The 14,220-nt window shown below is 52.6% G+C and carries 12 protein-coding genes and 1 other annotated feature; of the genes, 4 read left to right on the forward strand and 8 right to left on the reverse strand.

Annotation, left to right across the window (positions count from 1 at the left end; genetic code table 11):
• Nucleotides 1–66: 66 nt before the first annotated feature.
• Nucleotides 67–1,410, reverse strand: coding sequence for a sodium-dependent transporter (locus BZG25_RS09240; protein WP_077638940.1), 1,344 nt, complete (start codon nucleotides 1,408–1,410; stop codon nucleotides 67–69).
• Between the two features lie 517 nt (nucleotides 1,411–1,927).
• On the opposite strand from BZG25_RS09240, the gene cls reads away from it, so the two are divergent.
• The 4 genes from cls to BZG25_RS09260 all read left to right on the forward strand — a co-directional run bounded on the left by cls (nucleotide 1,928) and on the right by BZG25_RS09260 (nucleotide 6,011).
• Complete coding sequence (gene cls, locus BZG25_RS09245) at nucleotides 1,928–3,388, forward strand: cardiolipin synthase (RefSeq protein ID WP_077605982.1); 1,461 nt, start codon at nucleotides 1,928–1,930, stop codon at nucleotides 3,386–3,388.
• A 194-nt stretch (nucleotides 3,389–3,582) separates the two neighbouring features.
• The gene (locus BZG25_RS09250) at nucleotides 3,583–3,888 is read left to right on the forward strand and encodes a hypothetical protein (RefSeq protein ID WP_046073439.1); all 306 of its coding nucleotides are present in this window, start codon (nucleotides 3,583–3,585) and stop codon (nucleotides 3,886–3,888) included.
• Nucleotides 3,889–4,210: 322 nt separating this feature from the next.
• Nucleotides 4,211–4,744 (forward strand): molybdopterin-dependent oxidoreductase, encoded by a 534-nt coding sequence (locus tag BZG25_RS09255; RefSeq protein WP_052707999.1) that lies wholly within the window; start codon nucleotides 4,211–4,213, stop codon nucleotides 4,742–4,744.
• Between the two features lie 10 nt (nucleotides 4,745–4,754).
• Nucleotides 4,755–6,011, forward strand: coding sequence for a GGDEF domain-containing protein (locus BZG25_RS09260; RefSeq protein ID WP_077638941.1), 1,257 nt, complete (start codon nucleotides 4,755–4,757; stop codon nucleotides 6,009–6,011).
• Nucleotides 6,012–6,087: 76 nt separating this feature from the next.
• Here the strand turns inward: BZG25_RS09260 and trpA are convergent, their stop codons facing one another.
• The 7 genes from trpA to aroF all read right to left on the reverse strand — a co-directional run bounded on the left by trpA (nucleotide 6,088) and on the right by aroF (nucleotide 13,918).
• Nucleotides 6,088–6,903, reverse strand: coding sequence for a tryptophan synthase subunit alpha (trpA, locus tag BZG25_RS09265; RefSeq protein WP_369795685.1), 816 nt, complete (start codon nucleotides 6,901–6,903; stop codon nucleotides 6,088–6,090).
• On the reverse strand, nucleotides 6,903–8,096 hold the full coding sequence (gene trpB / locus BZG25_RS09270; RefSeq protein ID WP_077577960.1) for a tryptophan synthase subunit beta: 1,194 nt from the start codon (nucleotides 8,094–8,096) through the stop codon (nucleotides 6,903–6,905). Before trpB ends, trpA begins: the two co-directional genes overlap by 1 nt.
• Before the next feature lie 126 nt (nucleotides 8,097–8,222).
• Nucleotides 8,223–9,611 carry a bifunctional indole-3-glycerol-phosphate synthase TrpC/phosphoribosylanthranilate isomerase TrpF gene (gene trpCF / locus BZG25_RS09275; RefSeq protein ID WP_077638942.1) on the reverse strand — a complete coding sequence of 463 codons (1,389 nt, stop codon included), beginning with the start codon at nucleotides 9,609–9,611 and terminating at the stop codon, nucleotides 8,223–8,225.
• Nucleotides 9,608–10,612 carry an anthranilate phosphoribosyltransferase gene (gene trpD / locus BZG25_RS09280; RefSeq protein WP_046073434.1) on the reverse strand — a complete coding sequence of 335 codons (1,005 nt, stop codon included), beginning with the start codon at nucleotides 10,610–10,612 and terminating at the stop codon, nucleotides 9,608–9,610. Before trpD ends, trpCF begins: the two co-directional genes overlap by 4 nt.
• A gap of 80 nt (nucleotides 10,613–10,692) precedes the next feature.
• Nucleotides 10,693–11,307: an aminodeoxychorismate/anthranilate synthase component II gene (locus BZG25_RS09285; protein WP_046073433.1), complete on the reverse strand. Its 615-nt coding sequence runs from the start codon at nucleotides 11,305–11,307 to the stop codon at nucleotides 10,693–10,695.
• Nucleotides 11,304–12,908, reverse strand: a complete 1,605-nt coding sequence (locus BZG25_RS09290; protein ID WP_077638943.1) for an anthranilate synthase component 1 — start codon at nucleotides 12,906–12,908, stop codon at nucleotides 11,304–11,306. The genes BZG25_RS09285 and BZG25_RS09290 overlap by 4 nt, the downstream gene beginning before the upstream one ends.
• On the reverse strand, nucleotides 12,905–13,918 hold the full coding sequence (gene aroF / locus BZG25_RS09295) for a 3-deoxy-7-phosphoheptulonate synthase (protein WP_077606020.1): 1,014 nt from the start codon (nucleotides 13,916–13,918) through the stop codon (nucleotides 12,905–12,907). Before aroF ends, BZG25_RS09290 begins: the two co-directional genes overlap by 4 nt.
• Nucleotides 13,919–14,001: 83 nt before the next feature.
• Nucleotides 14,002–14,096 (reverse strand) — a sequence feature (Trp leader region).
• Nucleotides 14,097–14,220: the final 124 nt, after the last annotated feature.

Raw genomic sequence — 14,220 nt, forward strand, 5'->3', positions numbered from 1 at the left:
AAGGCGGAGAGAGAAAAGATAACAAGGTAGGCGCCTTGGCAGGGGGTTGCCAAGGCGCGTTGAAGATTAAATCCAATCCCAGCCGAACACCAGTAGCATCAGTATCGGGCAGATAACACGAACATAGCCTGGCCAGATTTTCCAAAACCAGGCTTCACCGAGCTCAGGGCTGCCTTGCACCAGTTCTTTCAAGATTTCATTGCGGTGCCATAGCCAGCCTGCAACCAACGCAAACAGCAGGCCAAGGATAGGCTGTGCGTACTCGGTGGTGACGGTAACCACCAAGCCAAACAGATCGCCAAAGTTGTAAACAATCACCGCCGAGGCAATGGTGATAAGGCCGCCAATCCACCATACCGCTTTCTCTCGTGATTGACGGAATTCCTCAGTAGCACAGGCTACAGGTACTTCAAGCAATGAGATGGCTGAGGTGAGGGCGGCAATGACCATCAGCAAGAAGAAGGCAAAACCGACAAAGATGCCCGCTGTTCCCATGGTGTCGAACATGGCAGGGAGGACACTGAATACCAGTGTGTCACTGCTGAGAAGCGCGCCTGCATCGCTGTAGATAGCCACGCCATTGTGTTGGGCAACAAACATGGCAGGCATGATCAATAGCCCCGCAATAAAGGCGATGCCCGTATCCAGCAGTGCTACTTGTGCAGCGGTTTTAGGAATGTTGGCGGTTTTGGACAAATACGAGCCGTATACCATCATCACGCACACACCCAGAGAGAGTGAGAAAAACGCTTGCCCCATGGCACTCACGACCAGCCCCGGCGAGAGGTGCGACATATCTGGGATCAGGTACATCTTCAGCCCTTCCATCGCGCCAGGCTGAAATAAAATGTAAACCACCATGATCACGAACAGTAAAAAGAGGACGGGCATTAAACGTGAGGACCAGCGTTCGATCCCGTTGGCAATACCATTACGGACCACCAAAATCGTCGGCACCATAAAGCACAGCATTAATGCGAGGTTACGGGTCTCGCTAAATGACTCTAACCATGCTGCCGCATCGGTAAAGCCTATTAATGCAAGTAAGGGGGAGACCATATAGCCCACCAACCAACCGGCCACGATGGTGTAAAAGCTTAAAATGCCAGTCGCGCCGAGTAAGCCGACTAATCCAAGTAACCGACCAATCCATTTTTGTCCACCGGATACGGCTGACAGTGAGCGAACGGGGTTGGCATTGCCATAGCGTCCAATAGTGAGTTCTGCTATCAAAAGGGGATACGCTAGGACAAAGACCATCAGCAAATAAATAAACAGAAAAACGGCGCCGCCGTTTGAGGCTGTTTGCGTGGGGAAACCCCAAATGTTGCCGAGCCCAATCGCAGAGCCGGCTGCCGCCAAGATAAACCCTAATCGGGATGAAAATTGTGCGCGTTGTGTGTTTGCCATACCTACTCGATATCGTATTCGATAATTAATTGATTTTTATGGGCGCATACTCAGTTGCTCCCGTCAGGTGCTCGCTCATGGTGTAAACTAATAATTACACTATGAGACGAGTGGTTCCCTCTACAAAGACTCGTAAGTAAACCAGTTTATGCGTAGAATTTGAAGATCACGCCGTACGTAATGCCATCATATCGCCACATTTTCCCATATTCTCTCTCCGTGTGATTACTTAGTGTGCATCGATAAGGTGAATCCGCTGCCTATAGTGAGTATCACAGTGGCTTTCTCTATCGCAATTATTGATTTAACACATTGTTAACATTGCTGCTTTGGGTCACGTTAAAATGCACCTTAAGGTACGCTTAACATTACACTGGTGTGGTATTTATCACGATTTTTACGCCGCTTGTCTTTTTCTAAAGACAAATCATGGCTTGCACCGAGTGGCAAGCTAGGCAGAATAGAGAAAGCGAGAGAACACGCTTTCGTCAGTTATTATTAAGGTGTGCAATTAGGCATGGAAAAAGTCTACGAGATCGTAACCTTACTGTTGCTGCTGGTCTATTGGTTAACCATTGCTGGGGTGACAATCCGAGTGGTATTCAAGCGCCGCGCGCTGGGTGTATCGATCGCTTGGTTAATGATCATTTATATCCTCCCGATCGTGGGGGTGATTGCCTACCTGCTATTTGGCGAGCTTAACCTTGGTAAGACGCGTGCAATGCGAGCAAAAGCGATGTTTGAGCCATATCGCCAATGGCTGCTCAGTTTGCAGGCGTGCCCTGCACATCGTCCTCAGCATATCAATGAACAATCTCACCATGTCAATCGACTCTGCCATGCCCGAATTGGTGTGCCGGAGCTCACCGGCAACCAGCTGGCGTTGCAAACAGAACCGGCCGATATTCTTAAGTCGATCGCGCTTGATATTCGCCAAGCGCAAAAAAGCGTCGATATGGTGTTTTATATTTGGCATCCCGGCGGCCATGCCGATGAAGTTGCGCAGGCGGCCTGCGATACGGCCAAACGTGGGATCCCCGTGCGTATTATGCTGGACTCTGCCGGCAGTAAAGTTTTTTTCCGCAGCAAATGGCCACATGCAATGCGTGAAGCCGGCGTTGAGCTGATTGAAGCTCTTGCCGTGAATCCATTTCGGATGTTCTTCCGTCGCCTTGATATTCGCCAGCACCGCAAGGTGGCGATCATTGATAACCATATTGCCTATACTGGCTCGATGAACATGGTGGATCCTCGCTTTTTCAAGCAGGACGCGGGGGTCGGGCAATGGGTGGATGTAATGGTGCGGGTCTCGGGCCCTACGGTACCCGTTCTAAGTAGCGTGTTTGCGTGGGATTGGGAGGTGGAAACTGGGCTACGCGACTTGCCGTCATCGCCAGAGTGTTTGCTGATTGAAGATCACCAACATGCCAATCACGCGGTGCAAGCTATCCCGTCTGGACCTGGCTTGCCAGAAGGGATGATTCAACAAGTGCTGACTCTGGCTATCCATCAAGCAGAGAAGAGCATTGTGATCACCACCCCGTACTTGGTGCCAAGTGAAGGTCTGATGGTGAGCTTACAAACGGCCGCGCAGCGTGGGGTGTCAGTCACTCTGATTATTCCCGAGAAAAATGACTCCTTGATGGTGGAGTGGGCGAGCCGCTCGTTTTTTGAGGATTTAATGTCAGCAGGGATAGAAATCTACCGCTTCGGTGGTGGGTTATTACATACCAAATCCGTGTTGGTCGATGAGCAGTACTGCCTCGTGGGTACGGTTAACCTTGATATGCGCAGTTTATGGCTGAATTTTGAGCTCACGCTGACCGTCGACGATCCCGAGTTTTGTGCGAGTATTCATGCGCTACATCGACACTATTTGGCACAATCGACCCGCATTAGTGCGGACGCTTGGCAACAAAGACCGGTCTATCATAAGCCGATTGAGCAGTTCTTTTACATGTTTAGCCCGTTGTTGTAAGGGGTGCTGAGTTGCCGGGCGAATTCATTTACCGTATGCAGTATTATTGAATAAGTATTTGTTTTTGCATGGGGTGATGCAACAAGAATGTAACCATCTATGATCTTAAGCAATACAAAGCTGGATAGTCCTCCATCCCTTATGGCTAAGCACTATAATAGGGAGTGCCCCAAGTCGAGTGATAGGAGGCTAACATGTCTATCCATTCACGTAGTTATACCTTAAACACCACCCCCGCGCGTCAAGCGCATGTGCGGGTGATCCCCAATGGCAATGTGACGGTGCACATCGCCGACGAGGAAAGCCCTCATCTCGCTGAATTTGATGAAGTGACGTTTCAGCGCAAAGGAAAGATCACCCAGTTATTGGCTGAGCATATTGAGCCTGGCAAACACGATAATTGGGCGTTACCTTTGAACCATCGCGATGCCAACGAGCTCGCGACATTGATCGATCAAGCTCAAGAAGAGTTTGAGATATTAATGCGCGACCTGAGCTAACACCCTGACCCACCAGTGCGTTTACTGGTGGGTCTTTTTTATCTTCATGACGTGTGGTCTGACCGTATTGACTCCCCGCTGTCTCAATTATGCGAATTATCAATAAACCCGCTTGTTAGCACTGTTCAATATGCATCCTTTTGAAGCACACTAGTCGCAAGTCCGCCACACACGTGGCGAGATGCTAACAGGTGGCTCATTCTGGGCACGCAATACGCTTGGTCAGGGTGTGTCTGGTACGCAACCTAAACCTGTTTTTGTTGAGTGGTAACGGTTGAGCGACAGCTGGTAAACACAACCGTAGAGACGTAAATGGTGAGCGATGAACATACAATCATGCCCAACCTATATAACGGTATTTTGCGCGTCGACGCGCGTACTCATTCCCTTCGTGGTGGTATTTGTCTCTGTGCTCGCATTAGACAGCGCACAAGCTTCACTTCGTCTTCCTGTGTCTCTGACCCTCACGGTGGGCGATGCGGAGCGTATCACGTTTGATCGCCAACAATTAGATAGATTGCCCCACATCGATATCAGTACACACACGCCTTTTACCGCCGGGTTGCAAACCTTTCGAGGAGTCAAACTATCAACATTGCTTGAAGCCGCCAATGTCTCGCACTATCAAGCATTGACGCTTCATGCAATGAACCGCTATCAGGCACGTTTACCACGGGATGTGGTAACACGCTATCAGCCCATTATTGCGTTTGAGCGCAATGGTAAACCGATGACCATTCGAACATTAGGGCCACTTTGGTTGATTTACCCTTTGGATGATTACCCGCAACTGCAATCCGATCGCTACTACGAGACGATGGTTTGGCAGTTAACAGACATTGAGGTTGAGCCTTGAGGAGGCATGAATGATGAGAAGTAAGCAATTGAAGATCATGCCTGCTAAGCGCGTGATCTTGGTTGGCTGTATCGCCTTAATGGCAGTCGGCGTGGTGTTGACGACGCACAAGATAACCAGTTTATCGGATCGGTTAACCAGCAGCCAAAGCAAACTTGTATGGTACATGCTTAGCTTGTCCAAAGAGTACGATGCACTGATGACGTTGCTGGCACGCTATCAAGGCGGAAAGAGCAGTTTTGATAATGTGGCGGTGCAGCATGAGATCTTGTGGAGCCGCTTTCCTGTCGCGATCAATATGGCTCGCGAACACACCGCATCACAGCCCAATCCTAGGATGTTGCTTAACGCGATATATCGCGATCTTCAGGCGAGCGAAGCTAGCTTCTATGCCTTACGCTTTTCTACACACAATATTGGTGACGTGATGGCGCGCTATCGCCAACAGCGGCAACAGCTGGAAGACTACTTTGCTCAGACACTGTTATTGCCAGGCAATGGTTATCGAGAACACACACGGCTTCTTAATCAACTTGGGCAGCTGACCACTATGATGACATTGGGGATGATGGCGGTTGGTGCGACGGTTCTGCTGCTTATCGCGCATGACGCGAAACGTTACTACAAACTCGCCCGAGAGGATCAACTGACTGGCCTGAATAATCGACATTGGCTGTTTGATGCCTTGAACCACCGCTTTGCGACCTCGACAGAAGGGGTGGCGATTTTAGTGATCGATTTGGATGGTTTTAAGGCGATAAACGATACGCATGGGCATGATGTGGGTGATGTGTTTTTGCGCACACTGGCAAAGCGCTTTGCTGATGAACTCCCTAGTCATGCCGTTATCGCGCGATTAGGTGGCGATGAATTTGCGGCGATAATTCCCTATCAAGAGGCAAATATGCCTGGTGAGATAGCGACGACACTGGTCAATATTGCGCAACGACAATCGGTATTGCTTGGCCACCGGTGCAAAGTGTCAGCCAGTATTGGCCTGGCATTCGGGCAAAATAACATCAGTGGTGAAAGGCTACTGAGGTATGCGGATACGGCGATGTATGCGGCAAAACACGGCGGTAAAAACCAATATCGTGTTTACCATGACGCGATGCAAGCATCTGACCACCGACTGCACAGTCGTGGCGCGCGTCGACCAGCGCTGGAGAGCGACGACAGCAATGAAACACAGACTGATCAGGGTGATGCGTTTAAGGTTTCGGTCGCGACAATCCGCCAAATCAGTAAACCTAATGCGCGTGAATGACGCTATCGCGAGCGTTAATAGGTGGGTGACGTGAAATGGGCAGGCAATCCTGCCCATTGTGGTAACTGGCGCCGTTTTATTGTTGCGTCGCCGCTTTCATTTCATGGACAAACTGCGTGAGCGTATGGAGCATCGTAGGTACATCATGTTGATGGTGCTCGATGATCTTCACCACCGCCGAGCCAGAAATGGCGCCTGCCGCCCCGGCGCTAATTGCCGCTTTGACTTGCTCAGGGGTCGAGATGCCAAAGCCAAGCAGCGGACGCGGTGCTTCATGATGATGCAAGGTGCCGAGTAAGTGCTCAACAGGCGTTCCCGCCTTGGCCTCGGCCCCCGTTACCCCCGCGCGCGACACCAGATAGGTATAGCCACGACCGAGCTCCGCCACCTTAGCTAAGGTTGCATCGTCTGCGTTAGGCGGGGCAATAAAAATCGGGTCAATACCCTGTGCCAAGGCGTGATCACGAAATGGCGCAGATTCAGCAATTGGCACATCTGCCACGAGCACCGAATCGACACCCACTTCCGCGCAGCGGGTATAAAAAGCGTCAACACCACGGGCGTAGACGAGGTTAGCGTACATCAGCAGCCCAATCGGCACGTTAGGGTGTTTTTCGCGTATCGCTGCCAACATTTCAAAGCAGGTATCGGGGGTGGTGCCTGCCGATCTTGCTCTAATGGTTGCATCCTGAATGGTCGGGCCATCGGCCAATGGGTCAGAAAACGGCATGCCGAGCTCAAGCGCGTCGGCACCGCCCTCAACCAAGGCATCGACCACGGCGAGTGATTGTTCTGGATTTGGATCCCCCAAGGTGACAAAAGGAACAAAGGCACCTTGCTGTTTGGCATCCAGATTTGCGAACATCGCTTGATATCGAGTTGATGATGCCATCATGACAGCTCTCCTTTGCCTTCTAAAATGTCATATACAGTAAAGATATCTTTATCACCACGTCCGGATAGATTGACCACCAAAAGCTGCTCTTTTTCAGGATCAGCGGCAATCATTTTTTGGGCTTGAGCCAGTGCATGGGCAGATTCTAGCGCGGGAATAATACCTTCGTTGCGCGCAAGAGCTTGAAACGCTTCTAAGGCTTCATCGTCGGTGACCGCCGGATATTCGGCGCGACCAATGGCGTTAAGGTGCGCATGCTGCGGCCCCACCGACGGGAAGTCCAATCCGGCTGAGACTGAATACGACTCTTCCACTTGGCCATATTCATCTTGCATCAATGGGGATTTCATACCGAAGAAAATACCGGGCTTGCCGTGCTTTAAAGGTGCGCCGTGTTGATCGGTATCGAGTCCTTTGCCCGCTGGCTCAACGCCAATTAAACGCACATCCTTGTCATCGATAAAGTCAGCAAACATGCCAATGGCGTTTGAGCCGCCACCCACACAGGCGATCACTGCATCCGGCAAGCGACCTTCTACCTGCTGAATTTGCGCACGGGTTTCCTCACCAATAATACGCTGAAACTCGCGCACAATGGTCGGGAAGGGGTGCGGGCCCGCCGCAGTGCCGAGCAAATAGTGGGCGGTATCATAGTTGGCTGACCAGTCGCGCATCGCTTCGTTACATGCATCTTTTAACGTCGCAGAGCCCGCATGGACCGGGATCACAGTTGCACCCATCAGCTTCATTCGAAACACATTAGGACTTTGGCGCTCAACGTCTTTGGCCCCCATGTAGATGCGGCATTTCAGCCCCAAGAGCGCACATGCCAGCGCAGTCGCCACACCGTGCTGGCCAGCTCCGGTTTCGGCAATGATCTCTGATTTGCCCATACGCTGGGCAAGCATCGCTTGGCCCAGTACTTGGTTGGTTTTGTGCGCACCACCGTGCAGTAAGTCCTCTCGTTTAAGATACAGCTTGGTGTTAGTCCCTTTGGTAAGGTTACGACAAAGCGTCAACGCGGTGGGTCGTCCGGCATACTCTTGCAGCAGGCGGATAAAATCGTCTTTAAATTTCGGGTCGTCTTGGGCATCAATAAACGCCTGTTCGAGCTGATCAAGCGCAGGCACTAGAATTTGGGGCACATACTGACCACCAAATTCGCCAAAATACGGGTTAAGCTTGCTCATAATTATCCTTTTACGTCTTTAACTGGGGGCCGAGATACGTTGACTGTCTTGGCGACATCTATCCTCTCAGCCAAATCAATCATCTCGGCAAATCAACTATCTCGAAAAATCAACTATCTCGAAAAATCAATAGCGGCGAAGGGCGCGGAACGCCGCTTGTAACTTGTTGGCATCTTTCACCCCGGGCGCATGCTCGACGCCGGAGTTAAAATCCAGCCCAAGGCACCCTTGTTCAGCCGCTTTGGCCGCATTCTCGGGGGTGAGCCCGCCGGCAATCATGACTTTGTCTTTGGCGGTTTTAGGGATCAGGTGCCAATCAAAGGTTTTACCCGTGCCGCCAGATTGTTGGCCGACTCGGCTGTCGATAAGGTGGCGGTCAGCATTCACGCCGTCTAAAGCCGGTGCGACATCAGAGACACCGTGCGCTTTCCAAATTTCACAGTGCTTAGGGAGCTTTTCGCGCAGTGCTTGTAGATATGCTGCGTCTTCGTCACCATGCAGTTGCACCGCGTGAAGGCTGAGCTGTTGTGCGTACTCAGCCACGGTATCTAGCGCATGATTTTGGAACACGCCCACATAGCGCAGCGGCGCGCCTTGCTGTACGCGCTCGGCCACGGCGGATGTCACCGCGCGCGGGGAGTGCTCAACAAAAATAAGTCCGCCGTAGACAGCGCCAGCGTTATAGGCGGCGAGGGCATCGTCGGCGGTGGTAAGCCCACAGACTTTATTTTCCCCCAAGATCACTTTACGTAGCGCAAGGGTCAGATCAGGTTCTGCCATTAATGCACTGCCAATTAAAAAGCCATCCGCGTGGTGGGCAAGATCGCGCACATGACGGTGGCTATGAATGCCACTTTCTGAAATCACGATCGCTTTTTCGCCCACTTGTGGTGCTAAACGTTTGGTGCGATCGCGATCGATGCTTAAATCACGTAAATTCCGGTTGTTAATGCCAATCACCACCGCCCCTAAGGCATTGGCACGCGCGAGCTCGTCTTCGGTGCTCACTTCGGTAAGCACTCCTAGCTTTAGCGACTCGGCTAAATCGGCCAGCTCGCGGTATTCGGCGTCGTCGAGTACCGATAGCATCAATAAGATCGCATCGGCTTGATAATGACGCGCGAGGTAAATCTGATAAGGGTCGATAATAAAATCTTTGCAAAGCACAGGCGCATCGACTTGTGCGCGCACGATCGGCAAGAAGTCAAAACTGCCCTGAAAGTGGTCCTCGTCCGTCAGGACTGAAATGGCCGCGGCAAAGGGTCGGTAGGCACGGGCAATACTGGCCGGATCGAAGTCTTCTCGAATCAACCCTTTTGAAGGCGAGGCTTTTTTGCATTCCAAGATAAACTGTGACCCCGGCGCGGCCAGTGCAGCACGAAAATCGCGATCACTGAGCGTTAGTTGGTCGATAAAGCTATCTAGCGGCTGAGTGCGCTTACGCGCGGCCACCCAGCGTTTTTTGTCATCGACAATGCGGCCTAAAATAGTGTCGTTGAGGGCTGACGTAGTCATACTGCGCTCCTTTGTGCTAACGCTTGCATGATGGTGTAAGGCTTGCCCGACGCCATCACGTCCAAGGCCTGTTGTGTGTTTGCTTTCAAGTCTTCTTGTCCGAATAAGCGTAGCAAGAGTGCCACATTGACAGCCACCGCGGCTTGCTGGGCGTCTGTGCCTTTACCTTGCAAAATCGCGCTGATCATCGCGCGGTTCTGCTCCGGCGTGCCACCGGCAATGCTGTCCAGCGGGTATTCGGGTACACCAAAATCGCTGGGGGTTAGGGTGTAATGCTCAATTTGGGTCGGGGTGATTTCTGCCACCGTTGTGGGGCCGTGGATAGCTACTTCATCCAGACCGTCACCATGAACCACGGCCGCGCGCGTCATGTTGAGGTTTTGCATGGTTTGTGCAATTGGCGCAACTAAGGCTTGGTCGTACACGCCCATCAGCTCAATGCTAGGTTTCGCTGGGTTAATTAACGGCCCAAGCAGATTGAAGATGGTGCGCGTTTTCATCGCTTGGCGCACGGGCATCGCGTGTCGTACGCCGGTGTGGTATTGCGGGGCGAATAAAAAGCAAACGCCCAGATTATCCAAGGCCTCGCGGGCGTGGTCGGCAGGCATCGCCAGATCAATTCCAAAGGCGGCGAGTAAATCCGATGAGCCCGACTTGCTCGATACCCCGCGGTTGCCGTGTTTGGCGACTTTAACGCCACAGGCGGCGGCGACAAAGGCGGCCGTGGTTGAAATATTAATGGTGTTCGCGCCATCGCCTCCCGTGCCGACGATGTCGGCAAACGGATAACTAGGGCGTGGGAAAGGCTCGGCGTTGTCGGTGAGTGCTTTTGCTGCGCCCGCGATTTCTTCAGGCGTTTCCCCTTTAATCTTCAATGCGGTTAACGCAGCCGCTAATCGTGCTGGCTCGAGTTCACCCTTAATGATCGCACTAAACAGCTGCTCGCTTTGCGCTTGGCTGAGTGACTGTTGTTGGTAGAGCGTCTCTAGTAGTTGATCCATCACTGTACTTAACCTCGGTATTTGTCTGTTCGAGCTCCGTGCTTATCTGGCACGTGTTGTTGTTAGCGCTGGTGTTATTGTTAGCACTGATAGTAGCCACTCGCCCAATCGATGGTGTGGGTGAGCAGGGCGGCGCCTTGTGCGGTCAAAATGGACTCTGGATGGAATTGATAACCGACCACGTAGTCGGTATTGCTCACCACCGCCATTACTTTCTGATCGTCGCCATCAAATACGGTGGCGATGACATCCAAGCTGGCAGGCACCTCAGTCGCCACCAGTGAGTGGTAACGGGCCACGGTGAGTGGGGATGCCAATGGGCCAAATACCGCATGCTGTTGGTGATGCATGGCCGAAGCCTTGCCGTGCATGATGGTGCCAGCACCGGCGACTGTGCCGCCGTAGGCTTCGACGATCGCTTGCTGACCTAGGCAAATCCCCAGCATTGGCACTTGGCCGCGCAGTTTTTCAATCAATGCGGGCATACAGCCAGCGTCAGCCGGCGCGCCAGGGCCGGGCGAGAGCACCAGCAGTGGTTGGGGCAGGGTTCGAATGTGGCGAGCAATCGCCTCAGCCTCTAAATGATTGCGGAACACCGTGACCGGGTAACCGAGTGCGCGAAATTGATCCACTAAGTTATAGGTAAAGGAGTCCATGTTATCGAGCAGGACGATGTCCATTGGCGGGGTACTCATGATTGGCCTCCTTGATGGGCGGTTTGAATCGCATGGATTACCGCTTGTGCTTTGCCGCGGGTTTCGTCCGCTTCGGCTTGAGGGTCAGAATCAAACACTACACCCGCGCCGGCTTGCACGGTGGCAACGCCGTTTTCAACGTAGGCAGAGCGGATCACAATACAGGTATCCATCTCACCCGAACCGGTAAAATAGCCCACGGCCCCGCCATAACTGCCGCGACGGCACTGTTCGGTGTCACGGATAAGTTGCATCGCGCGAAGCTTGGGCGCACCGGTGAGCGTGCCCATATTCATACAGGCTTGGTATGCATGCAGCGCGTCTAAATCAGGTTTCAGCTGACCCACCACCCGAGAAACTAAATGCATCACGTGGCTGTAGCGGTCGACTTTGAGCAAGTCGGCGACATGGCGGCTGCCGGGCGTGCTAATTCGCGCCACATCGTTGCGGGCCAAATCGACCAGCATCATGTGCTCGGCGTTTTCTTTTTCATCATTGCGCAGCTCAAGCTCAATGCGGCTATCCAAGTCGTGATCAATGTCGCCTTGGGCGGTTTTCCCGCGTCGGCGCGTACCCGCGATGGGATAAATCTCAACCTGATTAGTCGCTTGAGTATATTTAAGGGCGCTTTCCGGTGAAGCGCCAAACAAGCTAAATTGACTATCGCGCAGATAAAACATATACGGGCTAGGGTTGCCACACTTCAACGCTCGATAAGCATTGAGCGGCGAGGGACAGGCGAGGGTGAAGCGGCGCGATGGCACCACTTGAAACACATCTCCGGCAATGACGTGCTTTTTCAGTGCGTCAACTTGCTGACAAAAATCTGAATCGGAGACAGAAACCGCAATGCTGTGATCGGTGACCACGGGCGCTTCTGGAAGCGGCGCAGGCGATAAGCAGGCTTCTTTGATGCTTTGTAAACGACGCGATAAATCCACATAGTGGGCGCGGGCGTTATCACCCCCAAATAAGGTGCCTTGTAAGCGCGCTTGGCGGTGCTGGTGGTCAATTACCAGTAAGCTTTCCGCGACATAAAACAGGTAGTCGGGGCAGTGCTCGGTGCCGTCCACCGCCGGTAGCGTTTCAGTGCTGGCCACCAAATCATAGGCAAAAAGGCCACCGATAAAGAGCGCATCGTCAGGTTGGTTATCCAACGCGATACTTTGTTTGATAACACGCAGGGCATCAAACACCGACGCTTGGCGCAGACGGGCGTCTTCATCCAATAGCGCACCACTGTCGTTGGGATGGCGGAACGTCAACGTCAGGGCGGGAACGTCTCCATCGTCGGCCTGCGCTACCTTACAGGCGAGGGCCTTAAGCGCTGCGCTCTGGGTGATACTCTCCAGCAAATGGCTGCCATTATGGGTGAGCGCTTGTAAGGTCACGCGCTGCCCGCGGCACTCAATGCGCACGGCGGCATCGACCAGCATCAGGCTTTTAAGGTTACGTTTGGAGTCAATCTCTGCCGACTCCAACAGCATGCTATAAGGCTTATCTTGGCACACGGCGGCATATAACTCAGTCGGGTCGGCGACATAAGGCACCGAGAGTTGGAGTGTATCGAGCTCGCCATGTTGGGGATCATGAGTGTTCACAGCTTTCTCCCTGCCGCTTGCACAAAGGGGGTGAGTTCTTGCATCAGCTGCGCGAACATATCGCCGGTTAATGCTTGGTGGCCGTCTGACAATGCTTCGCTTGGGTTTAAGTGGCTTTCCACAATGATGCCATCTGCGCCTACGGCCGCTGCGGCGCGTGATAGTGGCGTCACCAGCTCTCGCACACCCGTCCCGTGGCTTGGGTCGACCAACACAGGCAAATGGCTGCGCTGCTTCATCAAGGCCACGGCATTCAAATCCAAGGTATTACGTGTGGCGGTTTCGTAAGTGCGAATGCCGCGTTCACATAAAATCACATTGGGGTTACCTGCATCGACAATATATTCCGCCGCCAGCAAACATTCTTCGATAGTGGCGGAAAGCCCACGTTTTAACAAGACAGGTTTGCCGGTTTCGCCTACCGCTTTGAGTAAGCCATAGTTTTGCATGTTACGTGCGCCAATTTGCAGGCAATCAATGTACTCGCACACGGCGTCGACTTGGCTAATTTCCATTACTTCTGAAACGGTTGGCATGCCAGTCAGGTCACTGGCTTTTTTGAGCAGTTTTAGCCCCTCAACCCCCATGCCTTGGAAATCATAAGGGCTGGTGCGAGGTTTAAAGGCGCCGCCCCTTAACACACGTGCGCCGTGCGTTTTAACGCGCTCCGCCACGGACAATAGTTGTTGTTCGGATTCCACCGAGCAGGGGCCTGCCATAACCACGAAGTGTTGACCGCCCACGGGTACATTGCCGATATGCACCACGCTGTCATGCGGCTGTACATCACGGCTCACACGTTTGTACTTGGTTAAAATCGGTTTGACTTCCTCAACCAGCGGATTAGCCTCAAAATGGCATTGTTGCAGCACACGTTCATCACCCAGCGCGCCCAATACAATGCGTTCCACTCCCGGCATATAAAGCGGTTTTAAACCGCATTGCTCGATTTGATTGAGGAGGGCTTTGGCATCCTGCTCGGTGGCTTGGGGCTTAAGTACAATAATCATCAAATATCCTTTTAAACTATGGTTGCCGGTTACCGTGGCTGAATGCGTGGTGGCACGATAACGCGTGATGGCAAAATTGAGAGACAAAAACGCCCGCATCAGTGGCGGGCGTTGTGAATAGGATGGCTGTCTATACAGCGCGTCACACCGCCCGTGAGGAGCCGTGCCACCAAATAAGTGCAACAGAGGTCATGGATGTCGCCAATACACTCACGGCCTGTTCGGCAGTGGGTGCAGTGTGAATCGAATGTGATCTAGACGCGGCGTTGAAATACATGCTGCGAGACTCCGTTGTGACTGTT

This window comes from Salinivibrio sp. ML198, assembly GCF_001996015.1.
Taxonomy (GTDB): domain Bacteria; phylum Pseudomonadota; class Gammaproteobacteria; order Enterobacterales; family Vibrionaceae; genus Salinivibrio; species Salinivibrio siamensis.

Bases quoted from the DNA above. Each gene is read 5' to 3' on its own strand.
- BZG25_RS09240 (WP_077638940.1), bottom strand. From the start codon at position 1,410: ATGGCAAACACACAACGCGCACAATTTTCATCCCGATTAGGGTTTATC.
- cls (WP_077605982.1), top strand. From the start codon at position 1,928: ATGGAAAAAGTCTACGAGATCGTAACCTTACTGTTGCTGCTGGTCTAT.
- BZG25_RS09250 (WP_046073439.1), top strand. From the start codon at position 3,583: ATGTCTATCCATTCACGTAGTTATACCTTAAACACCACCCCCGCGCGT.
- BZG25_RS09255 (WP_052707999.1), top strand. From the start codon at position 4,211: ATGAACATACAATCATGCCCAACCTATATAACGGTATTTTGCGCGTCG.
- BZG25_RS09260 (WP_077638941.1), top strand. From the start codon at position 4,755: ATGATGAGAAGTAAGCAATTGAAGATCATGCCTGCTAAGCGCGTGATC.
- trpA (WP_369795685.1), bottom strand. From the start codon at position 6,903: ATGGCATCATCAACTCGATATCAAGCGATGTTCGCAAATCTGGATGCC.
- trpB (WP_077577960.1), bottom strand. From the start codon at position 8,096: ATGAGCAAGCTTAACCCGTATTTTGGCGAATTTGGTGGTCAGTATGTG.
- trpCF (WP_077638942.1), bottom strand. From the start codon at position 9,611: ATGACTACGTCAGCCCTCAACGACACTATTTTAGGCCGCATTGTCGAT.
- trpD (WP_046073434.1), bottom strand. From the start codon at position 10,612: ATGGATCAACTACTAGAGACGCTCTACCAACAACAGTCACTCAGCCAA.
- BZG25_RS09285 (WP_046073433.1), bottom strand. From the start codon at position 11,307: ATGAGTACCCCGCCAATGGACATCGTCCTGCTCGATAACATGGACTCC.
- aroF (WP_077606020.1), bottom strand. From the start codon at position 13,918: ATGATTATTGTACTTAAGCCCCAAGCCACCGAGCAGGATGCCAAAGCC.